General features: G+C 46.3%; 24 protein-coding genes. 3 read left to right on the top strand and 21 right to left on the bottom strand.

All coding sequences use genetic code 11. The features are described 5' to 3' along the window. Window positions 1-29: 29 nt before the first annotated feature. The 14 genes from ORJ00_RS17190 to sdhC form a co-directional block, all read right to left on the bottom strand. The gene (locus tag ORJ00_RS17190; RefSeq protein ID WP_306140426.1) at window positions 30-668 is read right to left on the bottom strand and encodes a tetratricopeptide repeat protein; all 639 of its coding nucleotides are present in this window, start codon (window positions 666-668) and stop codon (window positions 30-32) included. A 1-nt stretch (window position 669) separates the two neighbouring features. After that, window positions 670-1,473, bottom strand: a complete 804-nt coding sequence (locus tag ORJ00_RS17185; protein ID WP_027670942.1) for an SDR family oxidoreductase — start codon at window positions 1,471-1,473, stop codon at window positions 670-672. Beyond that, window positions 1,470-2,150: an iron-containing redox enzyme family protein gene (locus tag ORJ00_RS17180; protein WP_027670941.1), complete on the bottom strand. Its 681-nt coding sequence runs from the start codon at window positions 2,148-2,150 to the stop codon at window positions 1,470-1,472. Before ORJ00_RS17180 ends, ORJ00_RS17185 begins: the two co-directional genes overlap by 4 nt. After that, the gene (locus tag ORJ00_RS17175) at window positions 2,125-3,591 is read right to left on the bottom strand and encodes an AMP-binding protein (protein ID WP_306140425.1); all 1,467 of its coding nucleotides are present in this window, start codon (window positions 3,589-3,591) and stop codon (window positions 2,125-2,127) included. Before ORJ00_RS17175 ends, ORJ00_RS17180 begins: the two co-directional genes overlap by 26 nt. Further along, window positions 3,591-4,331 (bottom strand): thermostable hemolysin, encoded by a 741-nt coding sequence (locus ORJ00_RS17170; RefSeq protein ID WP_306140424.1) that lies wholly within the window; start codon window positions 4,329-4,331, stop codon window positions 3,591-3,593. The genes ORJ00_RS17175 and ORJ00_RS17170 overlap by 1 nt, the downstream gene beginning before the upstream one ends. Before the next feature lie 85 nt (window positions 4,332-4,416). Continuing rightward, a complete protein-coding gene (gene nadR / locus ORJ00_RS17165) occupies window positions 4,417-5,499 on the bottom strand; it encodes a multifunctional transcriptional regulator/nicotinamide-nucleotide adenylyltransferase/ribosylnicotinamide kinase NadR (RefSeq protein ID WP_084153547.1) in 1,083 nt (360 codons plus the stop codon). A 172-nt stretch (window positions 5,500-5,671) separates the two neighbouring features. Next, the gene (gene sucD, locus ORJ00_RS17160) at window positions 5,672-6,544 is read right to left on the bottom strand and encodes a succinate--CoA ligase subunit alpha (protein ID WP_027670938.1); all 873 of its coding nucleotides are present in this window, start codon (window positions 6,542-6,544) and stop codon (window positions 5,672-5,674) included. Window positions 6,545-6,554: 10 nt separating this feature from the next. Beyond that, window positions 6,555-7,721 (bottom strand): ADP-forming succinate--CoA ligase subunit beta, encoded by a 1,167-nt coding sequence (gene sucC, locus ORJ00_RS17155; RefSeq protein ID WP_027670937.1) that lies wholly within the window; start codon window positions 7,719-7,721, stop codon window positions 6,555-6,557. 144 nt (window positions 7,722-7,865) lie between these two features. Then, window positions 7,866-9,062 (bottom strand): 2-oxoglutarate dehydrogenase complex dihydrolipoyllysine-residue succinyltransferase, encoded by a 1,197-nt coding sequence (odhB, locus tag ORJ00_RS17150; protein ID WP_306125526.1) that lies wholly within the window; start codon window positions 9,060-9,062, stop codon window positions 7,866-7,868. Between the two features lie 65 nt (window positions 9,063-9,127). Next, complete coding sequence (gene sucA, locus ORJ00_RS17145) at window positions 9,128-11,938, bottom strand: 2-oxoglutarate dehydrogenase E1 component (protein ID WP_305975392.1); 2,811 nt, start codon at window positions 11,936-11,938, stop codon at window positions 9,128-9,130. A gap of 102 nt (window positions 11,939-12,040) precedes the next feature. Next, window positions 12,041-12,760 carry a succinate dehydrogenase iron-sulfur subunit gene (locus ORJ00_RS17140; RefSeq protein ID WP_027670934.1) on the bottom strand — a complete coding sequence of 240 codons (720 nt, stop codon included), beginning with the start codon at window positions 12,758-12,760 and terminating at the stop codon, window positions 12,041-12,043. 12 nt (window positions 12,761-12,772) lie between these two features. Then, window positions 12,773-14,545: a succinate dehydrogenase flavoprotein subunit gene (gene sdhA / locus ORJ00_RS17135; protein ID WP_027670933.1), complete on the bottom strand. Its 1,773-nt coding sequence runs from the start codon at window positions 14,543-14,545 to the stop codon at window positions 12,773-12,775. Then, complete coding sequence (gene sdhD / locus ORJ00_RS17130) at window positions 14,546-14,893, bottom strand: succinate dehydrogenase, hydrophobic membrane anchor protein (protein WP_027670932.1); 348 nt, start codon at window positions 14,891-14,893, stop codon at window positions 14,546-14,548. Next, on the bottom strand, window positions 14,884-15,261 hold the full coding sequence (gene sdhC / locus ORJ00_RS17125) for a succinate dehydrogenase, cytochrome b556 subunit (RefSeq protein WP_027670931.1): 378 nt from the start codon (window positions 15,259-15,261) through the stop codon (window positions 14,884-14,886). Before sdhC ends, sdhD begins: the two co-directional genes overlap by 10 nt. 402 nt (window positions 15,262-15,663) lie before the next feature. Here sdhC and gltA point away from each other — a divergent pair, with 402 nt between their 5' ends. From gltA to ORJ00_RS17110, 3 genes are all read left to right on the top strand, one after another. Continuing rightward, entirely contained in the window at window positions 15,664-16,947 is a 1,284-nt protein-coding gene (gene gltA, locus ORJ00_RS17120; protein WP_027670930.1) for a citrate synthase, read from the top strand. A gap of 122 nt (window positions 16,948-17,069) precedes the next feature. Continuing rightward, on the top strand, window positions 17,070-18,287 hold the full coding sequence (locus ORJ00_RS17115) for an aminotransferase class V-fold PLP-dependent enzyme (RefSeq protein WP_306140423.1): 1,218 nt from the start codon (window positions 17,070-17,072) through the stop codon (window positions 18,285-18,287). After that, window positions 18,284-18,724 (top strand): SufE family protein, encoded by a 441-nt coding sequence (locus tag ORJ00_RS17110; protein ID WP_027670928.1) that lies wholly within the window; start codon window positions 18,284-18,286, stop codon window positions 18,722-18,724. Before ORJ00_RS17115 ends, ORJ00_RS17110 begins: the two co-directional genes overlap by 4 nt. Before the next feature lie 11 nt (window positions 18,725-18,735). Here the strand turns inward: ORJ00_RS17110 and tcdA are convergent, their stop codons facing one another. From tcdA to ORJ00_RS17075, 7 genes are read right to left on the bottom strand one after another with little or no spacing between them, the layout of a single operon-like run. Then, window positions 18,736-19,533: a tRNA cyclic N6-threonylcarbamoyladenosine(37) synthase TcdA gene (gene tcdA / locus ORJ00_RS17105; RefSeq protein ID WP_306125523.1), complete on the bottom strand. Its 798-nt coding sequence runs from the start codon at window positions 19,531-19,533 to the stop codon at window positions 18,736-18,738. 2 nt (window positions 19,534-19,535) lie between these two features. Next, window positions 19,536-20,240 carry a TIGR01621 family pseudouridine synthase gene (locus ORJ00_RS17100; protein WP_306140422.1) on the bottom strand — a complete coding sequence of 235 codons (705 nt, stop codon included), beginning with the start codon at window positions 20,238-20,240 and terminating at the stop codon, window positions 19,536-19,538. Next, window positions 20,240-20,992 (bottom strand): 3-deoxy-manno-octulosonate cytidylyltransferase, encoded by a 753-nt coding sequence (gene kdsB / locus ORJ00_RS17095; protein WP_027670926.1) that lies wholly within the window; start codon window positions 20,990-20,992, stop codon window positions 20,240-20,242. The genes ORJ00_RS17100 and kdsB overlap by 1 nt, the downstream gene beginning before the upstream one ends. Continuing rightward, on the bottom strand, window positions 20,980-21,177 hold the full coding sequence (locus ORJ00_RS17090) for a Trm112 family protein (RefSeq protein WP_027670925.1): 198 nt from the start codon (window positions 21,175-21,177) through the stop codon (window positions 20,980-20,982). The genes kdsB and ORJ00_RS17090 overlap by 13 nt, the downstream gene beginning before the upstream one ends. Next, window positions 21,167-22,156 carry a tetraacyldisaccharide 4'-kinase gene (lpxK, locus tag ORJ00_RS17085; protein ID WP_306140421.1) on the bottom strand — a complete coding sequence of 330 codons (990 nt, stop codon included), beginning with the start codon at window positions 22,154-22,156 and terminating at the stop codon, window positions 21,167-21,169. The genes ORJ00_RS17090 and lpxK overlap by 11 nt, the downstream gene beginning before the upstream one ends. Next, window positions 22,153-23,904 carry a lipid A export permease/ATP-binding protein MsbA gene (msbA, locus tag ORJ00_RS17080; protein WP_306140420.1) on the bottom strand — a complete coding sequence of 584 codons (1,752 nt, stop codon included), beginning with the start codon at window positions 23,902-23,904 and terminating at the stop codon, window positions 22,153-22,155. Before msbA ends, lpxK begins: the two co-directional genes overlap by 4 nt. A 32-nt stretch (window positions 23,905-23,936) precedes the next feature. Next, window positions 23,937-26,180, bottom strand: a complete 2,244-nt coding sequence (locus ORJ00_RS17075) for a DNA internalization-related competence protein ComEC/Rec2 (protein WP_306140419.1) — start codon at window positions 26,178-26,180, stop codon at window positions 23,937-23,939. Window positions 26,181-26,192: the final 12 nt, after the last annotated feature.

Below are 26,192 nucleotides of genomic sequence, written 5' to 3'. Positions count from 1 at the left end.
CTTTTTTAATACACGTAACATTAAATAGGTTATTTAAGCTTTTTAGTCAGCTTACGCTCCAGCGCAGCAATCTCTTGCTGCCGCCCACTATCAGCTAACAATCTATCTGGCCGCGCCGGGGCATGTTTCGCTAACTCAAGATAACGCATTGCTGCTTTATAGTCGCGCTCTTCCAGTAAAAATTCCGCATAAAAATAATTTGGATCAATACCTTGGGGATTTAATTCAACAGCTTTTGTTAACATAGCCCGGGCTTTTTTATCACTGCCAAAACCAACAGGCCAACCTGGCACTTTGTAGTACAACACACCTAAGCTGGTGTACGCTGAACCTTGCAATGCGGTATCATCCAACGCAATAGCCTGCTCCAAATCCGCTTTTGACTGTTTAGTTAGCGACAACGCCCCTAAGCCACCTTTTGCTCCGGCATAACTTGAAGCAATAATGCCACGCCAGATATAGGCTTCAGCTTTGTCAGTATTGGCTTGCACCACGGCATCGGCTTGTTGTAACAAGGCCTCAAACGCTGACTCGCGTTGCCCTTCATCCAACTGGTAATTCACCTCAGCCCAGCGCTGTTGTAGCGGTTTAATATCATCCAGTACATCTGCGTGCACGGCACTACCGGATAATAGCAAGACTGACGCCAGTATCAATTTAATGTTCATATTACACCTCCGCACTGTTTTTTACGCCAGTGCCTATAAAAAACTGTTTTATTTGTTTTAACTTACCGCTGAGGGCATGATCGACAACCGCTGGAAACAGCGCGTTTACTCTGACAAACACATTCTCAGCCATACCAAGAAAACGACGTGGACGACCTCCTTGCAGCTGTTCAACTAAGGCTTTTGCCACAAAATCGGCGGTGTCTACTCCCTGCCCTAATGCCTGGTTTAATGCATCTACCTGTGGCGAATTAATTGCGGTGCGGGTGGCTCTGGGCGCTAAATAAAGCACCCTGACACCGGTATCTGCCAGCTCGCGTTTTAACGCTTCGGTGTAGCCACGCAAACCAAACTTAGTAGCACAGTAGCCGGTAAAACCGGCATAACCTATGCTGCCAAACGTGGATCCCACATTTAAAATAGTACCTTTGGTTAGGCGCAGCATAGGTAAAAACAGCTGCGTAAGCAGCATAGGAGACAATAAATTGGTATTAACAAGGGTTTGCAGCTGCTGATCATTTGCGGCACTAAACTGGCTAATACCGGCGTTATTAATTAACATATCTATGCCGCCTAACTGCTGACAATAAGCTAGCAATGCCCGGCGGGTGGCGTCATCGGTTAAGTCGCCAGCAAAGGTGTTAATTTTTTCCGGAGCTAATCCGGCTAATTTATTTAACATAAGACTATCGCGCCCGGTGATAATAACCTTAGCACCGCAAACCAGTAACTGTTGTAACACAGCCTGGCCAATACCCCCGGTCGCGCCTGTAAGCAGTATGCGTTTATCGTCCAGTTTATTCATGCGGCTTGCTCCTGTTTATTAAGGCCGTGCGGCGTTTCAAGTGAACGAAACACATCACCGTATAGACGGTAAAAACGCTTGGCTGCATGCACAATAACGGCCTGATCTTCTTGCGCAGTAATGTTGTTCATCAGGTTTTCATAAAATTTAATGTGTTCTTGATCTAACGCCCCGTGAGAGTTCAGATAAGAAAAGGCTTTACGCGGTAAACCCAGTTTGCCGGCAATGTGTGACGCGGCCTGCTCGGCCAGATTGATAGAAGTGCCTTCTAACACCAGCACCATACCAAAAAAGGCTAAAGGGTTGGTTCGTCTTATAGCATCGTAGGCATAAGACACCATCATTTCGGTAGCAAATGCGGGGGTACTGGCCCGGGCCTGTTGTTTATCAAAACCACAGGCGGCGATATCATTAAGCACCCACTCCTGGTGGCCTAATTCCTCTTCAATATATTCAGCTACGGCTTCGCGCAACCATTCTTTTTCTTCTGGCAACTGGGCCCCCACCGCCATCAGCAGGGGTACGGTGTGCTTAACATGATGATAAGCCTGCAGCAAAAACGCGACATAATGATCCAAGGTAAAATCGCCATCAAAACATCGCTTAATCATAGGTGCACTTAACAAGTACTGACGTTCTTCGCTGGTTGCTTCAAGCAGGGATTGATAAAAGTTCATACTTGTCTCCTGTAAACAGTGCTGAAATTTGTGGTGCATAACATTGTTCTATACGGCTGCGTCGCAGTCGGCCATTGTCGGTAAGGGTGCTGTGTTGCACACTAAAAGGTGCCGCCAAGCGATGGTAACTTACAACTCTTGCATAATCAGGCAGTTGCAAATTTACTTTTGCCACAACCTCATCTAGTTTGATATCGCTAACCTCAGCTGGCGCAAATAATAGTGCGCCGCAATAGGGCTGCGCATCTCCGAGTAACATCGCCTGTTGTACTACGCCGCTATCGGTTAGCGCCGTTTCTACCCATTCAGGTGAAATATTCCGGCCAAAACTGTTAATCAGCATATTTTTACGTCTGCCTAAAATGCGCAGCGCACCATGCGCAGTCCACTCGGCAAGATCCCCAGTGTAAACCTGCTGAGTAGCCGAATGAGCCTCGCCCAGATAACCAAGAAACGGCGTATTCACTACAAGCTCACCATTAATAATTTGCACATCCCGACATGCCAGTGGCTGTCCAACGCTTTCGGTCGCGTATTTAGGCGGTGTGTCTGACAACGCTACCACGGAGCCGCATTCACTCAGGCCATAACCTTGATAAACCGGCAGCCCAAGTGATGCGGCTTTTTTCATTAACGCCGGTGACACATAGGCACCACCCACAGCAATAAACTCCAAACTAGTGGGTACCGTCCAGCCTTGCGAAGCAGCCTGGATCAGCATTTTTAACAGTTCGGGCACTAAGATCAGGCTTTTCGGTTGCTGCGCACTAATCAGTTGCAATAAGCGCTGTGGCGCGGTTAACCGGCTACCACTGAAGCCTCTGAGTGCATCAGGTGCTACGATGACATCGCCGCCTGCCAATAAAGGCGCATAAACCCCGGCAATGTTTTCTAATAAGGTGGGCAGTGGCAATAAACATAGATGGCGGGCTCTACTCTCGCTGATATGCTCAACCCGTGCTTTTAATGCTAAAGCGACATCAAGTTGACTGCGGGCGGATAAACACACGCCTTTAGGGTCGCCAGTTGAGCCTGACGTAAAGGTGATTTTCTGGGTACCAGCAGCAACCATAACATTGCTATTGACCTCACGGCGATATAACAACAAACCGTCGAACTCTTCCAGTAAGGTACAAGCGACATCGGTAATTTCAACATCGCTTAACCACAAATTTGGCTGCAATTTGGTGAGCACCGCGCTGCGCTGCACTTCACTTAAATAGGTGGGTAACGGCGTTAATAAAATACCGGCGGTTAAACAGGCTAAATCCACTAGTATCCAGTTAATGCCGCTATCAGCTGTTAACACTACGCGGCAGCCTTCATAACCCAACAGTAACGTCTGCCATTGCTGAACCCGACGTTGGATGGCTGCACTGTCTAACGTAAAATTATTACTAGCGTCGATAAGACGCGCTGAATCAGCGAGGGTAAATTGCATTATTGAGCCTCCTTTAACGTGTCAACCAGGGTATGCAGTTGCGGCCAGTGACGGAAAATGAGTTGTTGCAAACGAGGATCAGTTTGAATACGGCCTGCGGCCTGAGCGACAGATAGTACGCATACCTTTGGTTTAGATTGGTAATAACTGCCCCACTCTGCTGCTTTATCGCCAAGACAATCAGCGGTCGCATCAGCCACTTCAGTCAATGCAATACCATGGCGGGTTAATAAGCGTTTAAGATCTGCCGTGGCGGCAAATAACAACTGCTGAATATTCAGTTGATAAAGCGCTTGCACCATTAACACAAACAATTGCATTAATGCCTGGCAGTTTTGCGCGTATAAATGGCCTATTTCTGCAATGCCTGAGCGAAGGCAGGCAATATTATGCTGTTGTAAAATCTGCTCAGCTGGAGCAGATAAATATTGCTCAGTGAATAACGTGGCACTGGCAAAGCGAATACCTAGCGCAGCTTGCCAAATGTCTGCCAACGCTACGCCCAGCAAATGCGGCATAAACTGCGTAACGTGGGCTTGATAATGCGTGGCAAAGCCGTCGGCGATAAAGCATTGCAATGGTGCGCGCTGAGTATGTTGAGGCTCAATCAGATGCAACACACCATGCACTGCCTGACTAGAGGCGTTAACATTGGCTGCATCAAGGGTAAGTTGTGGCGTACTAAAATCGACGATTCCGGTACGGTTAAACGTTTGGGCACTTCGCATCTGACTGGTCATAACGGACTCCTGTGTTACCGTTATAACCAGTGTGCAATAGCAAACTTAAATTAATCTTAAGGACAAATAAAAAACATAACTTTTACTATAAAATGGTTTTTACCTTGCCATATAGCAGATGGTCGACTGCCGCGATGCAATGTTCAAGCCGGCTGTAATAATCTGTCTCAGCAATAACAACAAAGGCGTCAGTATTAAAACCATACTGTCTATACAGCTTAAGCAGTTGTTCAAAACTAACATCACGCACCCCTTGCTCGCCAAGTTCACGCATGCCATCGGCAACCCAAGGTACTGTTGGTTTTAGTGCTATAACTAAATCGTACTTTGACGGCTCAATAAAGCTTTCCACTCTGTTGGCTACCGAGCCCAAAAACACCTGACTAAAAAAAGCGGTTACCACCGCATCCGTGTCAAAAAAGCACACTTTGTTAGCCGTGCGTAGCGCCTTTAAGTCCTGTTCATATTGCAAATGGGTAATACGGTTAAAATCTTCCAGATCAAATAAATTGCCATTGCCGCCAACCACATCGTGTTGATAATCCCGGCCGAGTTCTTCAGACCAGGAGCTACAATACACTTTCGCTAATTTGCGGGTTAAGGTGGTTTTACCGCATGACTCAGGACCGGTAATTAACACTTTACGGGCAAAAAACGGCCTGGCCGCACCGGCAATGTAATCCCAATGCCGGTAAGGTTGCTCACGAATTTCAGTACCACTAATTGGCCACTGCGTGCGTTCTGGATCCAGTACACGGTAGTCGACATCAGGAAAATGTTGCTTGTGGCCGTCGCGATAACTTTCCTCACCGCCAAAAATAACGCCAAAAGGTTCTGGCACTGTTTGCGTCAACAACGTGGCATAGTCGCCCCAACCTTGTGGAAAAGGTGCCATGGCGTCTTCGTTTTGCAATAACACGACTATTTCAAGCCCCTGCAATTCTTGCGACAACCAACGCTGACGTAACACACCACTTATATAATTAAGGCCCGCTCTGTTACAAAGTTCGCCATCTTCAATACACCGCTCACTAACGACCACATACAGTTTTTCACACAGCGCATGCGCGCGCAGTATGGCGGTAATGTGACCACGGTGTGGTGGTAAAAACTTGCCGGGGAAAACGCCAACGTTCATTGAGATATCGTCATCAGTTAAGTTACACATATTACACCGCACTTCAACGCAGTATAAAAGGCTACAGCAGATATTTATCAACCATGGCTAAAGAATGGCAACACGAATGGCAGCAAGATTGGCAACAAGAACAGCAACAAAAAATGGTGGCAATAAAAAAACCCGCCATAAAGACGGGTTTTTACACTGCTAAACTTAGCTGTTACCAGCCAGTGATTTCTTTCAGTGCTTTACCGATGTCCGCTAAGCTCTTAACGGTTTTTACGCCAGCATCTTCCAATGCAGCGAACTTCTCATCAGCAGTACCTTTACCACCAGAGATGATAGCGCCGGCATGGCCCATACGCTTACCTGCTGGTGCAGTTACACCGGCAATGTAAGATACGACAGGCTTAGTCACGTGTTGCTTGATATAAGCAGCCGCTTCTTCTTCAGCTGAACCACCAATTTCACCGATCATTACGATCGCTTCAGTTTGTGGATCTTCCTGGAATAATTTCAGGATATCGATGAAGTTAGAACCTGGAATTGGGTCGCCACCGATACCAACACAGGTAGACTGGCCAAAACCGTAATCGGTTGTTTGCTTAACCGCTTCGTAAGTCAGTGTGCCTGAACGCGACACAATACCTACTTTACCTGGCTGGTGAATGTGGCCTGGCATAATACCAATTTTACATTCGCCCGGTGTGATAACGCCTGGGCAATTAGGGCCAATTAACACTACACCTAACTCGTCACATTTCACTTTAGCATCCAACATATCTAATGTTGGGATACCTTCAGTGATACAGACGATTAACTTAATGCCGCCGTTTGCCGCTTCAAGAATAGAGTCTTTACAGAATGCAGCTGGAACGTAGATCACAGATGCGGTTGCACCCGTTGCTGCTACTGCTTCATTAACGGTATTAAATACAGGTAAACCTAAATGCGTTTGACCGCCTTTACCTGGTGTAACACCACCAACCATCTTAGTACCGTAAGCAATGGCTTGCTCAGAGTGGAACGTACCCTGTGCACCGGTAAAACCCTGACAAATTACTTTGGTATCTTTATTAATTAAAACGCTCATTGCTTACCCCTTATGCCTTAGCCGCTGCTGCAACAACTTGCTTGGCAGCGCCAGTCAGGTCTGTATCAGCGATAATGTTCAGGCCGCTTTCCTGCAGTACTTTAGCGCCCAGTTCAGCATTGTTACCTTGTAAGCGAACAACAACAGGAACTTTAACACCAACTTCTTTAACCGCACCGATCACACCTTCAGCAATCATATCGCAACGCACGATACCGCCGAAAATGTTGATGAAAACAGCTTTAACCGCAGTGTCAGACAGGATAATTTTAAACGCTTCAACAACGCGCTCTTTAGTCGCACCGCCGCCAACGTCTAAGAAGTTAGCCGGTTGGCCACCGTGCAGCTTAACGATGTCCATAGTACCCATTGCCAGGCCTGCACCGTTAACCATACAACCAATGTCGCCGCCTAAGGCAACATAGTTCAGTTCCCACGATGCAGCGTGTGCTTCACGTGGATCTTCTTGTGATGGATCCTGCATAGCTTTTAATTCTGGATGACGGTATAACGCATTACCATCGATAACCAGTTTGGCATCTAAACAGTGTAAGTCACCAGCTGGTGTAATAACCAACGGGTTTACTTCTAATAAGGCTAAGTCTTTTTCCTGGAACAGTTTGGCAAGACCCATGAAAATTTTCACGAATTGGTTAACTTGCTTGCCTTCAAGACCTAGTTTGAATGCTAACTCGCGACCCTGGTATGGCTGAGCTCCAACCAATGGATCAACAGCCGCTTTCAGAATTTTTTCTGGTGTTTCGTGGGCAACAGTTTCAATTTCCACGCCACCTTCAGTAGAAGCCATAAACACGATACGACGTGAAGAGCGGTCTACTACTGCACCTAAGTACAGTTCTTTAGCGATATCAGTACAGGTTTCAACCAAAATACGGCTTACAGGCTGACCTTTTTCGTCTGTCTGATACGTAACCAGGTTTTTACCAAGCCATTTTTCTGCGAAAGCTTTGATGTCTTCTTTTGTCTTAACCAGTTTCACACCGCCCGCTTTACCGCGACCACCAGCGTGAACCTGAGCCTTAACAACAAACATATCGCCGCCGATTATATCTGCAGCTGCTACCGCTTCTTCTACTGTAGCTGCGGCGATGCCTTTAGATACAGGCAAACCATATTGGGCAAACAGTTGTTTACCCTGATACTCGTGCAAATTCATGGCTATTTTCCGTTCATTTGAATATGGAGGCTGGCCACTATGGTCAGCCTGAGATAGATCGGCACATATTATAGTGCCAATCGGTTCAATAAAAAATGCCGTTGTAGCAAAACAACAGCATTTTCACTTACTTTTTCTGAATAATTAGATATCCAGCAGAATACGTGTTGGATCTTCCAGTAACTCTTTAATGGTTACCAGGAAACCAACCGACTCTTTACCATCGATAATACGGTGATCATAAGACAGTGCCAGGTACATCATTGGCAGAATTTCCATTTTGCCATCAACAACCATCACACGGTCCTGAATTTTGTGCATACCTAAAATGGCAGACTGTGGTGGGTTGATAATAGGCGTTGACATTAATGAGCCAAATACACCACCGTTAGTGATAGTAAAGTTACCGCCCGTTAAGTCGTCCATGGCTAATTTGCCATCACGGCCTTTTAACGCCAGCTCTTTAATGGCTTTTTCAATTTCTGCCAGGTTCATTTTATCGCAATCACGTAGCACAGGTGTTACCAAACCACGTGGTGTAGATACGGCAATGCTAACATCGAAATAGTTGTGGTAAACAATATCATCGCCATCAATGGCGGCATTAACTTCAGGGAAACGCTTTAATGCTTCTGTTACCGCTTTAACGTAGAACGACATAAAACCTAAACGGATACCGTGACGTTTTTCAAATACGTCTTGATACTGTTTACGCAGGTCCATAATAGGCTTCATGTTAACTTCGTTAAACGTGGTCAACATTGCGGTAGAGTTTTTCGCTTCCAACAGACGGTTTGCAATAGTTTTACGCAGACGTGTCATTGGTACACGCTTCTGGCTACGATCACCAGCAACAGCAGGCGCGGCAGCCGGAGCAGCAGCTTTAGCGGGTGCAGCAGAAACAAACTTCTCTACATCTTCTTTAGTAACACGGCCATTTTTGCCAGTGCCTTTAATTTTGCTGGCATCTAAGCCTTTTTCAGCAATCATGCGGCGGACTGACGGGCTTAATGCGTCATCATTACTGTCATCTGAGCTAGCAGGCGCTGCATCCGTTTTTGTATCATCTTGTTTTGCCGGTGCGTCATCTTTTTTCGCCGCAGGCGCGCCACCGGCTTCCATTTTACCGATAACTTCTTCTGCCGTTACCGTTGCACCTGAGTCATGAATGATTTCACCCATAACGCCATCGGCCTGCGCGACAACTTCTAGTACCACTTTGTCGGTTTCAATATCAACTAATACCTGGTCGCGTGTTACGGCTTCGCCAGTTTTAACGTGCCAGGTGGCGATGGTTGCGTCTGCAACAGATTCTGGAAGTACGGGTACTTTAATTTCCACTTTTTCACCTTTTACCGGTTGGTCTAATTTTGGTAACCGGCTCTATTAAAGAGCCGGATAATATCTTATTTAATAGTCAGTGCGTCGTTAATCAGCGCCTGCTGCTGCTTGTTGTGCACAGACAGGTAACCTACTGCAGGTGATGATGAAGCATCACGTCCTGCATACGTCAGACTACCCGCTTTTGGAATTGCAGCACGGAAATGGTGCTGACTGCAGTACCATGCACCCTGATTTTGAGGTTCTTCCTGACACCAGACAAAATCGGTAACATGCTGATACTGGCTTAGTACTTCTGCCATTTCTTCGTGCGGGAACGGATACAACTGTTCAACACGAACAATAGCTACATCGCTTTGCTCACGCTTACGACGCTCTTCCAGCAACTCGTAGTATACTTTACCGCTACAAAACACCACACGCTTAACGTCAGTGGGTTTGATATCATCGATCTCACCAATCACATTATGAAACTTGCCAGCAGCAAGTTCTTCTAACGTAGACGTTGCCAAAGGATGACGTAACAACGACTTAGGCGACATAACAATAAGTGGACGACGCATTGGGCGAACCATCTGGCGGCGTAACATATTAAACACTTGCGCTGGTGTCGTTGGTACACAAACCTGCATATTGTGATCAGCACATAACTGCAAGAAACGTTCTAATCGTGCTGAAGAGTGTTCAGGACCTTGCCCCTCATAACCATGCGGTAAAAGCAAAGTTAAACCACATAAACGGCCCCATTTCTGCTCACCAGAACTTAAGAATTGGTCAATGACCACTTGGGCGCCGTTGGCAAAATCACCAAACTGGCCTTCCCAAATAACCATCGCGCGAGGCTCTGCTGTGGCATAGCCATATTCAAACGCCAAAACCGCCTCTTCTGACAACGCCGAATCATAAACCTGAAATGGTCCCTGCTCATCGTTGATGTGTTCCAGCGGCGTGTAGGTGTTACCGTCGGTCTGATTGTGCAGTACAGCATGACGGTGGAAAAAGGTACCACGACCCGAATCCTGCCCTACAATACGAATACGGCTCCCTTCAGCAACCGTTGAGGCATACGCCAGAATTTCAGCAAAGCCCCAGTCAATTTTCTTCTCACCCGCCAACATTAAAGCGCGGTCTTCGTAAACACGGCCAACCTGACGTTGTAGCGTATGTGACTCAGGAATATGGGTCGCTTTTTTGCCTAAATCAACCAACTTTTCTACTGTCACGCTAGCGTCATAGGTTGCGTCCCAATCGTGGCCCAAAAACGGTGTCCAATCTACAGACGTTTCTGTCATTGGTCGCCACTCTTCAACAACGCAGTCACCTTTATCTAGCGCATCACGATATTGCTCTGTCATCTCACTAATTTGTTCAGTGGTGAATAAGCCTTCTGCTACCAATTTTTTGGCATAGATTTCACGTGGTATCGGGTGTTTTTTAATTTTCTGATACATCAATGGCTGAGTGGCATTTGGCTCGTCAGCTTCGTTATGACCGTTACGGCGATAACACACCAGGTCAATAACTACATCCCGCTTAAAAGTATTGCGATAATCTACCGCCAGTTGAGCAACAAATATTACGGCTTCAGGATCATCACCATTCACATGGAAAATTGGTGCCTGAACCATTTTTGCGATATCAGTACAATATTCAGTTGAACGCGTATCTTCTGGATTAGACGTGGTAAAACCCACTTGATTATTAATAACCAAGCGAATAGTACCGCCAACCTTAAAGGCACGGGTTTGCGAAATATTGAAGGTTTCAGCGACTACACCTTGCCCCGCAAACGCCGAGTCTCCGTGAATAGTAATAGGTAATGCCAGCGAGCCGTCGGTGCAACCACGACGGTCTAAACGCGCGCGTACTGAACCAATAACCACAGGATTAACAATTTCCAGATGCGAGGGGTTAAACGCAAGCGCTAAGTGTACATTGCCGCCTGAGGTTTCAAAATCTGACGAGAAACCCATGTGATATTTCACATCACCGGCGCCAACTACTTCATATTTACCTGCAAACTCATCAAACAACTTAGACGGGTTTTTACCCAGTACGTTAACAAGCGTATTTAACCGGCCACGGTGCGCCATACCAATTACGCAATCTTTAGCGCCCTGCTCACCGGCGCGGTGAATCATCGCTTTAAGCATCGGTACCATGGCGTCGCCGCCTTCTAAACCAAAACGCTTAGCACCAGGAAATTTAGCAGAAAGATATTTTTCTAAACCATCGGCAGCAACTAACCCTTTAAGAATACTGGTCTTAGTTGTTTTATCATACGAAGGTGTTGACTGAACCGACTCTAAGCGCTGTTGGATCCAGCGTTTTTCATCAGTAGAGACAATGTGCATATATTCCGCACCGATAGAACCACAATAGGTTTTCTCCAATGCCTTGTGCAACTCGCCTAATTTCATTGTCTCTTTGCCAATGGCAAGTGATCCAACATTGAACTCGGTATCGTAATCACTTTCAGACAGGTCGTGATAAGACAATTCAAGATCACGTACACGTGATTGCTTCCACAAACCTAGTGGATCAAGATTGGCTTGCTGATGGCCGCGAAAGCGGTACGAATTAATCAGCTGCAGCACTTTAACTTGACGATTGTCGGAGGCAGTACCTGAGTTAACCACCACCACTTCGCGGTGTTTATTCCGGGCTAATTCAGCGAATTGTTGTCGAACGTCTGAGTGACGGGTTTCAAGATCGACACCGTCGAGTTTAGGCAACTTAGCAAAAAACTCACGCCATTCGTCACCGACGCTGGTAGGTTCAGCTAAGTAGGATTCATACAGCTCATCGACGTAGGCCATGTTGCCACCGCCAAGATGAGAAGACTCGAGCCACGCCTTCATTACACCTTCGTGCATTTAGTTTCCCTTAATTTCCGCGCACCTGGAAAAAGTAGCAAAAAAACAGCCTGTTCGCAGGTTACCAGGCTGTTTTTCATTCACATATCAAAAAAGGGCGCATTACAGCGCCCGGTTCAACAACATAGATTTAATCTGACCAATCGCTTTAGTTGGGTTTAACCCTTTAGGACATACGTTAACGCAGTTCATGATGCCATGGCAGCGGAATACGCTGAACGCATCATCCAAATCGTTTAAACGTTGTTCTGTTGCAGTATCACGGCTGTCGGCCAAAAAGCGATACGCATGAAGCAAACCAGCTGGTCCAATAAACTTATCCGGGTTCCACCAGAACGACGGACAAGACGTGGAACAACATGCACACAAAATACACTCGTATAACCCATCAAGCTTAGCACGCTCTTCTGGAGATTGCAGAAACTCACCAGCTGGAGGCAACTTACCGTCATTGATGAGGTAAGGCTTCACTTTTTCATACTGAGTATAAAACTGACTCATGTCGACGACTAAGTCGCGCACAACCGGCAAACCGGGTAAAGGGCGAACAACAATTTTGCCTCCCTTCAAACCTACAGCAGACAAAGGCGTAATACACGCTAAGCCATTTTTACCGTTCATGTTCAAACCATCTGAACCACACACGCCTTCGCGGCAGCTGCGACGGAATGATAACGAGGGATCTTGCTCTTTAAGCTTAATCAATGCATCTAACACCATCATATCCCGGCCTTCCGGGTTATCCAGTGTGTAATCCTGCATGCGCGGCGCTTTGTCGACATCAGGGTTGTAACGATATACGGAGATAACTAACTTCTTCATCGCTGTGCCCTCTTAGTAATTACGTGCTTTAGGCGGGAAAGCATCACGGAACTTAGGTTCCATGTTAACTTTACGCTTAATCATCGACTCAGTATCTGGCGAATAAACGCTGTGGCATAACCAGTTGGCGTCATCACGGTCCGGGAAGTCAAAACGAGCATGTGCACCACGGCTTTCTGTACGGAAATTCGCAGCCACGGCCGTAGAAAAAGCGGTTTCCATCAGGTTATCAAGCTCCAGACATTCAATACGCGCGGTATTGAAATCTGAACTCTTGTCATCCAGACGGGCAAACTTCAGACGTTCACGGATTTCTTTGAGTTGCTCTAAACCTTCAGCCATGGCTTTACCTTCACGAAATACCGAGAAGTTAAGTTGCATACATTGCTGTAAGTCTTTCTTAATTTGCACCGGGTCTTCACCCTGACCAGGTTTGGAATCTTCCCAACGCTTGGTACGGGCTAATGCCGCATCAATATCTGACTGGCTTGCAGCACGTGCCTCTGCAGTAGCCGCTAAAGCTTCACCTAAATGCAGGCCGGTAGCGCGTCCAAATACCACTAAATCAAGTAGTGAGTTACCACCTAAACGGTTCGCACCATGTACAGATACACAGGCAATTTCACCACAAGCGAATAAACCAGCGACAATTGGCTCAGAACCATCCGCCTTAGGCGATATGACTTGACCATGCACATTAGTAGGAATACCGCCCATCATATAGTGACAGGTTGGTATAACCGGAATGGGTTCTTTAACCGGGTCAACGTGAGCAAAAGTACGAGATAATTCACAAATACCTGGCAGACGGCTCTCAAGTACTTCTGCGCCTAAGTGATCAAGTTTAAGCTTAATGTGTGGACCCCATGGGCCATCACATCCGCGACCTTCACGAATTTCAGTCATCATTGAACGTGCTACTACGTCACGGCCGGCTAAATCTTTCGCATTTGGCGCATAACGTTCCATGAAACGCTCGCCATCTTTGTTTAGCAAGTAACCGCCTTCACCGCGACAACCTTCTGTCACCAGCGTTCCAGCACCGGCAATACCGGTTGGGTGGAATTGCCACATTTCCATATCTTGCAACGGTACGCCAGCACGCAAAGCCATACCTACACCGTCACCCGTATTGATGTGAGCATTAGTAGTAGAAGCATAAATACGACCAGCACCACCGGTGGCTAGTACAGTAGCCTTGGCTTTAAAGTAAACAATTTCACCAGTTTCAATATCAATAGCGGTACAACCCACAACGGCACCGTCTTGGTTTTTAACCAAATCCAGTGCATACCACTCAGAAAACACCTGAGTTCTGTTTTTTACGTTTTGTTGATACAGCAAATGCAATAAGGCATGGCCTGTACGGTCAGCTGCTGCTGCAGTACGCGCCGCTTGCTCGCCACCAAAATTCTTTGACTGACCACCAAATGGACGCTGATACACGCGGCCATTTTCTAAACGTGAAAATGGCAAGCCCATGTTTTCTAATTCAGTTATTGCTTCAGGGCCAGTTTTACACATGTATTCAATAGCGTCCTGGTCACCGATATAATCGGAGCCTTTAACAGTATCAAACATGTGCCATTCCCAGTTATCTTCATGGCTATTGCCCAATGCAACGGTAATACCGCCTTGAGCAGACACCGTATGAGAACGGGTAGGAAACACTTTAGATAATAATGCGCAGGTTAAACCTGATTCGGTAATTTGCAGTGCTGCACGCATGCCCGCACCGCCGGCGCCAATTACAATGGCGTCAAATTCTCTTACTGGAATAGTCACTTAGGCACCCCACAGAACAAACAGGCCAACCGCAACATATGCGAAAGCCAGGGCATAAAGGAAAAATTGTAATACTGCACGCATCGCAGCTGACTTAACATAGTCTGTGATGACCTGCCACAAGCCAATACGGGTATGTACAGCAATAGACACTAACGCTAATAAGGTAAACACCTTTACCAGTACGTTGGCGAATAAACCGTGCCATACGTCAAAGGTGATTTCCGGGGTGCAAATAAAGAAACCCAGAATAAAAACGCTATACAGCGCCAGCACAATTGCTGTTGCCCGCAACGATACATAATCCTGGACGCCATCGCGTTTCAGGCTTGCCTGATTCAGAACCATAACCATACTCCTGCTAGTACTGCTAATACGATCCACACCGCAATCGTAATTTTCGCGCTTAAATTACCTGATTTAAGCTCTTCCCAGTGCCCCATATCCATAACAAGATGGCGTATACCGCCCACCAGGTGATAGATAAGAACAGTGATAGTGCCCCAAGCAATAAATTTAGCCAGGTGAGACGTCATTAGTGCTTTAACATAGTCAAAGCTCTGCTGATCTTGAAGCGAATACGCCCAAGCCCAGATAACGAATACCAGAGCAAAGAACAATGCTACGCCGGTAACACGGTGCAGAATTGACGCTATGGCAGGTGCCGGAAACGATATGGTAGAGAGGTCTAGATTTACTGGTCTTTGTTTTTTCACAGTGCTTGCCCATCGATGCCCATAATCGAGCTCTTGTTGTCATTGTCGTTGTCATTGCTGTATAAACAGTCAACACCCAAACCCTATACACTTTATTGCCCAAACTGGATCAGTGCTGACATATCAGCAAAAAAAAGCAAAAAGTGCTTGCTGAGTGAACTGTTTAAAAACCGCAATAGTATATATTTCGTAAGTCGTTATTACAATTTTTGTTTAGTTTTACTCGAAAAAATCCGTATTTGGAACATTACACATTTTACACCTTAGAGCAATAATACTAGAGTCGAATACTTATTGAGCAAAAACGCATTAAAATTGACTTTCAGGGGTCGTTTGCAGGTAGAATGGCGACCAATTTGCTAAATTCCTTTAACCCGATACTACAACAACAGGAGAAATCCAATGGCAGATAAAAAGGCCGTCGTGCAGATCGATGGGAAATCGTTCGAGTTGCCAATCTATTCTGGCAGCACCGGCACTGACGTAATTGATGTTCGCGCCTTGGGTCAGCATGGTTACTTCACCTTCGATCCGGGTTTTATGTCTACCGGTTCTTGTGAATCTAAAATCACCTATATCGATGGCGACAATGGCGTGTTATTACATCGCGGTTATCCTATAGAGCAGCTGGCTGATCATTCCGACTACCTGGAGCTGTGCTACCTGTTATTAGAAGGTGAACTCCCCAGCGCAGAAAAATATAATCACTTTAAACACACCATTACTCGCCACACCATGGTGCATGAGAAAATCGCGGCCTTTTTTCAGGGCTTCCGCGTAGATGCTCACCCTATGGCGATGTTATGTGGTGTTGTAGGTGCAATGTCGTCATTTTACCATTCTGATTTAGACATTAATGACCCGGCACAGCGTAAACGTAGCGCGCATCGCTTAATCGCAAAGATGCCAACGTTATCTGCTATGGCTTACAAGTACACCGTAGGTCAACCGTTTGTCTATCCGCGCAACGAATTAAGCTATTCAGAAAACTTCCTGCATATGATGTTTTCTGTTCCAGCGGAAGATTACACCGTAAGCCCGATACTGGCCAAAGCTATGGACCGTATCTTTATGTTACATGCTGACCATGAACAAAATGCTTCAACGTCGACAGTACGTTTAGCTGGCTCATCAGGCGCTAACCCTTACGCCTGTATTGCGGCCGGTGTTGCATCCCTGTGGGGCCCTGCCCACGGTGGCGCTAATGAAGCCTGTTTGAAAATGTTACAGCAAATTGGATCGGTTGATCGTATTCCAGAATTTGTTGCCCGTGCTAAAGACAAGAATGACTCATTCCGTCTGATGGGATTTGGCCACCGCGTTTACAAAAACTTTGACCCACGCGCCAAAGTTATGCGTGAAACCTGCCATGAAGTGTTGCAAGAACTCAACGTTAAAGACCCGTTGTTAGATGTGGCAATGGAATTGGAACGTATCGCACTGGAAGACCCGTACTTCATCGAGAAGAAATTGTACCCGAACGTTGATTTCTACTCTGGCATCATTTTGAAAGCCATTGGTATTCCAACAAGCATGTTCACCGTGATTTTCGCCATGTCTCGCACTGTTGGCTGGATTTCTCACTGGGATGAAATGCTAGGTGAAAAAGGCCATAAAATTGGTCGACCGCGTCAGCTTTACACCGGATACACCGCACGAGATTTTCCCCCATTGAATAAGCGGTAATTTTCTCTTACACAAAAAGCGGCTTAGGTCGCTTTTTTCTTGCCTAATTTAACCTGCTGGTTTGCTCCTGTTAAAGAAAACAGGCAAAATCGCTCCATCTTAGTTCGCGGATCCCTGCCCCTATGCCTGTTTTTGATGTACAGCAGTTTCGCCAGCAGTTTTCTTTTTTTCAACACAACCCTGGCTGGGTCTATCTGGACAACGCTGCAACCATGCATAAACCCGATGCAGTTGTCAGTGCTATTAGCCAGTTTTATCAACAACACAATAGTAATGTACATCGGGGGGCACACCAATTAAGCCAGCAGGCAACGCGACTTTTTGAACAAGCTCGCACGACTGTTTGCCGGTATATAAATGCAAAATCATCAGAAGAAGTTATTTTTACCAGTGGTGCTACAGCTGCATTAAATCAAATTGCTTTCGGTTTAATGCACACAGTGCTTGGCGCTGGCGATCGCGTTTTACTAACGCAATTAGAACATCACGCCAATATTGTACCGTGGCAACTACATTGCCAGCGTTATGGTGTCATCATTGATGTTGTGCCGCTTACAGCCGATAACCAATTGGATATGACAGCGTATCAACAACTGCTTGAACGTAAACCTAAAGTAGTGAGTTTTAGTCATATTTCTAATGTATTAGGGCATATTCAACCCATAGACGCCATGTTAGCGCTAGCAAAAAAAGCGGGGGCTATTACCGTTGTCGACGGTGCGCAAGGTGTTGTTTACAAACAACCCGATATGCAGCAACTAGACTGTGATTTTTATGTTTTTTCTGGTCATAAACTCTACGGCCCGACCGGTATCGGTATACTGTATGGCAAAAAGGATTGGCTAGCACAACTAACGCCTATTTTTGCCGGCGGTGAGATGATTGAACAGGTAAGCTTTGTTAACACTACGTTTAATAAACTACCCTTTAAATTAGAAGCCGGTACGCCCAATATTGCTGGGGCTTTGGGCCTGGCTGCAGCCATTGATTGGTTACAACTCTATAACACTGAACAACTAATTCAGCATAAATTACTGTTATTAAAAGAATTCTATAATGGGTTGTCTGTAATAAAAGGCATAGATATTTTATCTTTGCCTGTGCATAATGCAGGCATAGTGGCATTAAATGTGAGTAATGAGCACCCTGCAGATGTGGCTGAATTATTAAATCAGCAATACATTGCAGTGCGTTCAGGCCAACATTGTGCTATGCCATTATTTAGTTATTTAGCGCGGCCTGGTGCAGTTAGGTGCTCTTTTGCCGCATACAATTCACTGGACGATGTAAACCGGTGTTTGCTTGCATTGGAGCAGGCTGTGGAGATATTAACTGCATGAAATTAGAACAATTATTAGCAGAAACTCGCTCCGCTTTAGTACAGATTAATGAGCAGGATCTGTCTAAGATAACCCAGGCAAAAGACTGGCAGAGCAAATACAGAGTGTTAATGCAACTGGGCAAAAAACTCCCGCCTGTGCCAGAGAAGATGAAACAACCAGAATTATTAGTTAAAGGTTGTGAAAGCCGGGCCTGGTTGTTGCACTACCATAACAAAACAGACGACAAGCATTATTTTGTTTTGGATAGTGAAGCGCGCATTGTTAAAGGCTTGATGGCGATAATGCTCTGCCTGGTTAATGGGATGAGCAGTGCTGAACTGGCTAAATTTGATTTAAACCACAAGTTTGACCAACTCAATTTAAAACCGTATCTAAGTCAATCACGCGGCAGCGGATTAACCGCGATGGCAGAAAAAATCAAAGCCTGCTGTTAAAACAAACAACACTAATTAGGCCGTGACAGCTTCTTAAGCACCTTTGACACAGCAGCAAAACCAAAACTTGCGGTAACTACAGTTACCGCACCAAAGCCACCGCTACAATCCAACCGCATGCTGCTTACATCGCCGTTAGTATTTTGCTGTGCAGCTTTCTGCTGACATACCGTGCCATCAGGTTGCGGATAAACTAACTGTTCTGTTGAATACACGCAGTCTATACCAAAGCGGCGTTTAGGGTTACGGCTGTAATTGTAATCTCGACGCAAGGTATTGCGTACTTTAGAAAGTAAAGGATCATTGATAGTCTGGGTTAAATCGGCAATTTGTATTTGGGTAGGATCAGTCTGCCCGCCGGCACCGCCAGTACTAATCACATTAATTTTATTGCGTTTACAATATGCAAGTAGGGCAACTTTTGCTTTGATTGAGTCAATAGCATCTATAACATAGTCCAGCTTTGGCGAAATAAGCTGATGTAAATTATCAGTGGCAATAAAATCTTCTATTTGATGCACAATACAGTCTGGATTAATCGCTTTTATACGCTGGGCCATTACCGCCACTTTATCCTGGCCTACTGTGTCACTCAATGCATGCAATTGGCGATTAATATTGCTTATGCACACGTCATCCAGGTCAATAAGCGTAATTTCACCAATCCCTGAACGGGCTAATGCCTCAGCGGCCCAACTTCCTACGCCGCCAATGCCAACGACACACACATGCGCCTGACGAAAGGTTTCAAGTGCAGTAACACCGTATAAACGACCAATACCGGCAAAACGTAATAGATAATCTGACATGCTTACTCGTTAGCTCTTTGCTGTAGTTTATAACCAGGCCAATTTAGCTGCCATGGCGTTGTCCATTGTGCAAGTGCATTATATTGACACAATTGTTGAAAAAATTGGCCTTGGTCGGGTGGTAGTACATAGTGAAATACTTTGCCTGGCAAGTTGAAATGCAGTGCGTAGGCATGTAAATAAACCCGATCCGAAGTACTGCCTTGATACAGTTCGTCCCCCAAAATGGCTGCACCAATGCTTTTAAGCGCAACGCGGACTTGGTGTGTTTTACCACTGAAAGGTTTGATTAAAAACGCTCTGAAAGGTAAATCGGCAAAACCCTGACTAACAAAATAACTCACCGCCGGATTGTGCTGACTAGTGAGTAACTTCCAGGCGCCACGTCTGGCAGGAGCCATATCCCCTTTTACCCAACCCTGCTTCTTGGTAGGTTTGGCTACCGACAAGGCCAGATAAAATTTTTGTACCTGATGTGTACTAAAGAGTTGGGTAAGCTCAGCCGCGGCCTTACTGCTGCGAGCAAGAATAATAAGACCTGACGTAACCTTGTCCAACCGGTGCACGCTAAACAATGGATAGCCTAACTGCTTCGCAGCCAAAACCACTAAACCGGCGCCATCCTCAGAGTGAAAACTAACCCCTGCGGCTTTGTTTAACACAACGAAATCAGGCTGCTCGTCTATCAGCGTAAACGGCACTTGCACTAGGTTAAACTTGCAGCATAACGCTGAGCATGTAACAAGTCTTCAGGGGTGTCTACCCCTACTGCAGGGGTTTCCAGCGCCGTATCAACATGTATGGCTTCGCCTTGCCACAGCACACGCAGTTGCTCAAGGCTTTCAATCTGCTCTAAGGTTGACGCTGGCCAGTCAACATAACGCTGTATAAAGCCGGCTCGATAGGCATAAATACCAATATGACGACGATAATGCGCTGCAAGCTCGTGCTTAAATTGGCCGTCACGGTCAAACGGAATAACGCTGCGACTAAAATACAGCGCATATCCGTTTTTATCACTCACCACTTTAACAATATTCGGGTTGGCAATTTCCGCAGCGTTTGTTAACGGCACCGCCAGTGTCGCCATCTGTGCTTTGTGCTGCGTAGCAAGATTTTGCGCCACTTGTTTTATGATTAAAGGCGGAATAAAAGGCTCGTCGCCCTGCACATTTACTACAACCGTATCCGCAGGCAGTTGCAGCTTGCTAACCACCTCGGCTAAACGTTCGGTACCAGAGTTATGATCTGCACGCGTCATGCAAACCTCACCGCCAAAGGTGTCAACCACGTCAGCAACGCGGCGATCATCAGTGGCAATAACAATACGGCTGGCACCACTTTTAAGTGCTTGTTGATAGACACGCTCAATCATGGTTATTCCGCCGATATCAGCCAACGGTTTACCCGGCAACCGACTACTGGCAAAGCGAGCCGGAATAACGACTAGGAACGCCATTGTTCCACCTCTTCCAGCGTTAGCTGGCGTGCTTCATCAGCCAAAAGCACCGGTATATTGTCTCGCACCGGATACGCCAAACGATCAAAAGTACAGATTAGCTGTTGCGATGGCTGATCATACTTTAGTTTGCCCTTGCATAGCGGACACGCCAGAATATCGGTTAATGCTATTTTAAGTGCCATTTCTGCTCCGCAGTTTAGTCAGGATTAAGTGTAATTTTGTAGTAAGTGCGCTGTCCAGTTTGGCGTCAACCCCTAAACTGAACCAGTTTGGTTTGGCGAAGTTGCGACATTTTACCGCATCTTTTTCAGTCATCAGCAGTGGCCCTGGAATATCAGCTAAATCGGCCTCAGTGAACTGATGATGATCAGAAAAAAACCGTGTTGCCGAGATATTAAAACCCGCTTCTAGCACAGTGCGCTCAAAACGTACTGGATTACCAATGCCTGCGACCAGGGTCACCGCTGTCCCCTGCGCTAAACAAGCATCGCCGATTAATGCTGCAGGGGCCGCAGGTGTCAGTTGCATAAGCCCATCGGCTAGGACATCTAACTGAGTGTTCGCAACAACCAAATCAACCAGTTTTAAACGCCAGATACCTTCGCGTAAAGGCCCGGCCGGCAATAACTGCCCATTGCCAAAACCGCGGCTGCCGTCAATAAGCACAATTTCAACATCCCTGGCTAAGCGATAATGCTGTAAGCCATCATCACTGATCACGATATCGCACTGAGTATGCTGCAATAAGTACTGCACGGCGGCAACACGGTCCGGGCAAACCACCACCGGTGCACCGCTACGCTGAGCCAGTAATAAAGGTTCATCACCGACCTGCCCAGCTGGTGAATTAACATTCACCAGCGTTGGCTGACGAATATCAGCGCCGTAACCGCGACTGACAATACCCGGCCTCCAACCTTGCTGTCGTAACAGATGGCACAACTGCAGTGTAAACGGAGTTTTACCGGTACCACCAATACTGATATTGCCCACGACGATAACTGGCACAGGTAGCCTATATTGTTTCTTTAAACCTATACGGAACAAGCCTCGGCGCACACTGGTTAGAACGGCATACAACCAAGCAAGGGGGAGTAAATACCAATACGGGCGGTCTTTTTCATACCAAAGCTGTTCCAACCAACGGCTACCTTGACTCACGCCTGTTCGCCAAATTGCATTTTATATAATTGTGCATAAGCTCCATCTAATGCTAACAATTCGGTATGATTACCCTGCTCTACGATGCGCCCTTGTTCCATGACAATGATGCTGTCTGCATTTTCAATCGTTGATAAGCGATGCGCAATGACAATGCTGGTGCGGCCTTTAAGCAGTTCATTCAACGCAGCTTGAATTTTACGTTCAGATTCAGTATCCAGTGCAGATGTTGCTTCATCCAGGATTAAAATTGGGGCTTCACGAAATAAAGCACGGGCTATAGCGATTCGCTGGCGCTGTCCACCTGACAAACTTACCCCATTCTCGCCAATAACGGTTTGCAGCCCGTCTTTAAGCTGTTCAGCAAATTCCAACACATGGGCTTTTTCAGCAACCGCTAATAACTGCTCATTTGATACCGGCGCCGTGCAACCGTAGGTAATGTTATTGGCAATGGTATCGTTAAATAACGTGACATGCTGCGACACCACCGCCAACTGCTGACGCAGTGAAGCCAATGTGCAGTCACTAATATTATGTTCATCAATGTATATATCGCCGCTAGTTAGCTCATAAAAGCGTGGCAACAAGCTTGAAATGGTGGTTTTACCACTGCCTGAACGGCCAACCAATGCAATAGTTTTGCCCGCAGGCGCGCTAAAGCTGATATCAAACAGCACCTGCTTCTCATGCCCGGGGTAACTAAAGTTAACCCGTTCAAAGCGAATGTCACCTGTTACACGTTCCAGCTTAGTGGTGCCATTATCTTGCTCTACCGACTGGTCTAATATTTCAAATACACTGGCTGCGGCAGATAAACCACGCTGAAATTCGCTGTTTACCGTTGTTAACTGCTTGAGCGGGCGCAATAACATCATCATCGAACCAACGATGGTGGTAAACACCCCGGCTGACAAGCTATTAAGCATTTCCGGAAAGCTGGCCATGTAAACCACAAACGCAAGAGCAAATGAAGCAATAATCTGAATAGTCGATACGCTAATAGCCCGCGTTGCTTCCATCTTGACATCCTGACGGCGGGTAAGATTGTTGATGCTGGCAAAACGCTGGCTTTCAATTTGCTGTCCACCAAATGACAAAATGACTTTATGGCCATTTAGCATTTGTTCAGAACTGGTTGTCACATCCCCCATGGCAGTTTGAATATTGCGACTTAACAAGCGAAAACGTCTTGAGACAAATCGAACAACTACCGCAATAACGGGGGCAATTAGCAGAAAAATCGCAGACAATTGCCAACTATAGTAGAACATCATCACCAGCAAGCCAGAGACAAATACGCCTTCACGTACTAATACGGCCAACGCCTTTGAAGTGGTTTGTTTAATTTGTTCGGTATTATAGGTCACCTTTGAGATCAATTCGCCGGTGGAATGCTGATCATGAAAACTCACCGGCAAACGCATAAAGTGTTCAAATAATTGCTGGCGCATATTTTGTACAATATGTGTGCCCACCCAATTCAGGCAATAACTCGCCACAAAGTTACACAGGCCACGCATAAAGAAAATAACGACAACAAAAATGGGGGCATAACGTAAATAGTCAGTGTTTTTACCATTGATGCCTTTATCAATAAAATCCGGCAAATTTGAAATAAAATACACGTCAACCAGCGCGTAGCCCAGCATACCCAACGCCGCCGCAATAAAGCCGATACGATATGGTCTAACATAGCTTAACAAGCGTCGTGCGGTAGAGGATGTTATGATGTTCGACTGCGCCAAAGTGCTGTCCTACAAAAAATATTTTGCTTATTCTAACGTGTTGTTCGCAAGGTTTCAGCATTTCCAATCGGCTTTTGCAGCCAAAAGGGTATTCTTTGCGCTCTATACTCTGTGACATCCAGCCCAGCCTCAGTGATATCAAGCCGTATAGCACCGCTTTGTGCCGTATTAATTAACGAAATGCCCAACGCCGCCAACCTTTGCTGTACCTGTGTCGCAGGATGTTGGTGCCGGTTATATAGACTGGCACTGTTAAACGCAATTTGTGGCGCCAACTGATGCAAAAACGCAAAATGGCTGGAACTGTTACTGCCATGATGCGGCAAAATTAAAACGTTAGCGCGTAAATTGGGATAGCGCTGCAACAACTGGCGTTCAACCTGCTGACCTATGTCACCAGGCAGTAAAATATGCCAGCCATACAACTGAATTAATAACACGCAAGAGCGATCATTTTTGCTGCTAAAGCCGTCGGTACTCAAAACCGTCAACTGGGCGTCAAAATAGGTGGTTGGTAACTGTTGGCATGGTGTTGCTGCAGCTAAATGCGAAATATCCGCATAAAGCCTTACGTGCGGGTAAGCTTTTTGCAACAGCGTCCAGTCACCGGTGTGATCGCTGTCATCATGACTTAACAGCAAATAGTCCAGCCGTTTAATACCGCGCTGGCGTAAATAAGGCAGTACCTGAGAGGCTGTTGCACTATAAGCGCCATAGCGCGGGCCAGCATCATATAACAGCCCCCGATCGCCATATTGCAACAGCACAGCAAGTCCCTGGCCAACATCAATTAAATGTAATTGCCACTGTGCTGGCCTAAGTGTGCTGTGCAATATCGGCAGTAATAACAATGGCAGTAAAAACCAGAAACGTCGTATGCCACAGAGATAACTCAGTAACCCCACTGCCCCTGCACTTACCAGCCAAACCGCAGATATGTCTGGCAGCGCCAGCCACTGGCCATGCTCTGCGCACCAGTTTAACCACCATAGCAGTGGACGAAATACCCAATCACAGAGTTGCCACAATAACCCGCTTCCGGGCACGCCGCAGAGTTCCACCACTAACGTTAGCAACACTAGCGGGATTGCCACCACACTACACCAAGGAATAAACAATAGATTCGACACGATAGAAAGTACGGCACTGCCATCAAATAACAACAGGCTAAGCAGTGCCATAAAAACGGTTAAGCTAAGATGAAAATACACAAACTGTCTAAGCTTACTACGCCAGCCGCCAACGAATGTTCCTAAGCGCCACAGCACAAAGAAGATGATCGCAACCGCCAACAGTGACAACCAAAAGCTTTTACTCAAGACAAAGAATGGCTCAAAAAGCAACAACACGGCACTTAGTAATAACCAGTAGCTACTGTAATTTATCGATTTATGCTGTAACAACGCGGTAACTAACAGCAACAGTGCTACCGTTGCGCGAACTGTTGGTATGGCAAAACCGGCAAGCCAGGCATAACACAGACACAAGAACAGGCTCCCCACTAACGCAACCGGCTGGCGCCAAACTAACCAACGTAACGGCCAGGGTAATAAACGCAGCAGCAGTAAGCTCCAGCCAAACACCAAACCAATATGCAAGCCAGATATTGCCATTAGGTGAGCTAAACCTGAATGCTGCAAACCTTGCCACAAAGATGTTGAAAACTGACGTTCGCCCATTGTCAGCGCTAACAGCAAAGGCCCTGTAGGCAATGAACTGACATTAGACGCAATGTCTTCAAGCCAACGCTGCCGTAAATCATCTTGTTGTCCCAGCAACATAGCCGGCTCGGCGGAGATTACGCTGCCCTGCGCAACAATTTTTTGCAGCAGCGCTGCCGCTTCTTTGTTTACTCCACCAGGATTAGCCACACCCGCTACCGGTTTTAGCCTGGCATTTAACTGCCAGCGTTGCCCAGCGTGCAGCGACATTGGCGGCACGCTCCAATTCAACGAGACAAAATAGCCCGCTGCAGGCCCAGTCTCCAGACGCAGTATAAATTGGCTATACTCAGCAAAGTGCTTTGGCTTTTCGGTAATAGTGCCGTTAATGGATTGCTTTACGTTCAGCAGGTGCTGCTGTGCTTGCTGATAGTCATCAAATTGCCAAATCCAACACAAGAAAAACGCTGCAACACCAGTGAAACAGTGGTAGTGACATCGCAGTGCCACCAAAATTACCACTAATAGCAAAAATACTGAGAAAAAAGGTGGCACTATTGGCAAAAATAATGACAATAGGCTGCCAATGAGCACACCGATACAAAAAGATTTCATGTTTGTTTTTTG

Source organism: Rheinheimera baltica (assembly GCF_030731985.1).
Taxonomy (GTDB): domain Bacteria; phylum Pseudomonadota; class Gammaproteobacteria; order Enterobacterales; family Alteromonadaceae; genus Alishewanella; species Alishewanella baltica.
The sequence above is the reverse complement of the archived record's forward strand: the minus strand, read 5'-3'. Positions and strand labels throughout refer to the sequence as shown.

What these genes read in the sequence shown, in the direction of transcription:
- ORJ00_RS17190 (WP_306140426.1), bottom strand. Translation starts at nt 668, where the DNA reads ATGAACATTAAATTGATACTGGCGTCAGTCTTGCTATTATCCGGTAGT.
- ORJ00_RS17185 (WP_027670942.1), bottom strand. Translation starts at nt 1,473, where the DNA reads ATGAATAAACTGGACGATAAACGCATACTGCTTACAGGCGCGACCGGG.
- ORJ00_RS17180 (WP_027670941.1), bottom strand. Translation starts at nt 2,150, where the DNA reads ATGAACTTTTATCAATCCCTGCTTGAAGCAACCAGCGAAGAACGTCAG.
- ORJ00_RS17175 (WP_306140425.1), bottom strand. Translation starts at nt 3,591, where the DNA reads ATGCAATTTACCCTCGCTGATTCAGCGCGTCTTATCGACGCTAGTAAT.
- ORJ00_RS17170 (WP_306140424.1), bottom strand. Translation starts at nt 4,331, where the DNA reads ATGACCAGTCAGATGCGAAGTGCCCAAACGTTTAACCGTACCGGAATC.
- nadR (WP_084153547.1), bottom strand. Translation starts at nt 5,499, where the DNA reads ATGTGTAACTTAACTGATGACGATATCTCAATGAACGTTGGCGTTTTC.
- sucD (WP_027670938.1), bottom strand. Translation starts at nt 6,544, where the DNA reads ATGAGCGTTTTAATTAATAAAGATACCAAAGTAATTTGTCAGGGTTTT.
- sucC (WP_027670937.1), bottom strand. Translation starts at nt 7,721, where the DNA reads ATGAATTTGCACGAGTATCAGGGTAAACAACTGTTTGCCCAATATGGT.
- sucA (WP_305975392.1), bottom strand. Translation starts at nt 11,938, where the DNA reads ATGCACGAAGGTGTAATGAAGGCGTGGCTCGAGTCTTCTCATCTTGGC.
- ORJ00_RS17140 (WP_027670934.1), bottom strand. Translation starts at nt 12,760, where the DNA reads ATGAAGAAGTTAGTTATCTCCGTATATCGTTACAACCCTGATGTCGAC.
- sdhD (WP_027670932.1), bottom strand. Translation starts at nt 14,893, where the DNA reads ATGGTTCTGAATCAGGCAAGCCTGAAACGCGATGGCGTCCAGGATTAT.
- gltA (WP_027670930.1), top strand. Translation starts at nt 15,664, where the DNA reads ATGGCAGATAAAAAGGCCGTCGTGCAGATCGATGGGAAATCGTTCGAG.
- ORJ00_RS17115 (WP_306140423.1), top strand. Translation starts at nt 17,070, where the DNA reads ATGCCTGTTTTTGATGTACAGCAGTTTCGCCAGCAGTTTTCTTTTTTT.
- ORJ00_RS17110 (WP_027670928.1), top strand. Translation starts at nt 18,284, where the DNA reads ATGAAATTAGAACAATTATTAGCAGAAACTCGCTCCGCTTTAGTACAG.
- tcdA (WP_306125523.1), bottom strand. Translation starts at nt 19,533, where the DNA reads ATGTCAGATTATCTATTACGTTTTGCCGGTATTGGTCGTTTATACGGT.
- kdsB (WP_027670926.1), bottom strand. Translation starts at nt 20,992, where the DNA reads ATGGCGTTCCTAGTCGTTATTCCGGCTCGCTTTGCCAGTAGTCGGTTG.
- ORJ00_RS17090 (WP_027670925.1), bottom strand. Translation starts at nt 21,177, where the DNA reads ATGGCACTTAAAATAGCATTAACCGATATTCTGGCGTGTCCGCTATGC.
- ORJ00_RS17075 (WP_306140419.1), bottom strand. Translation starts at nt 26,180, where the DNA reads ATGAAATCTTTTTGTATCGGTGTGCTCATTGGCAGCCTATTGTCATTA.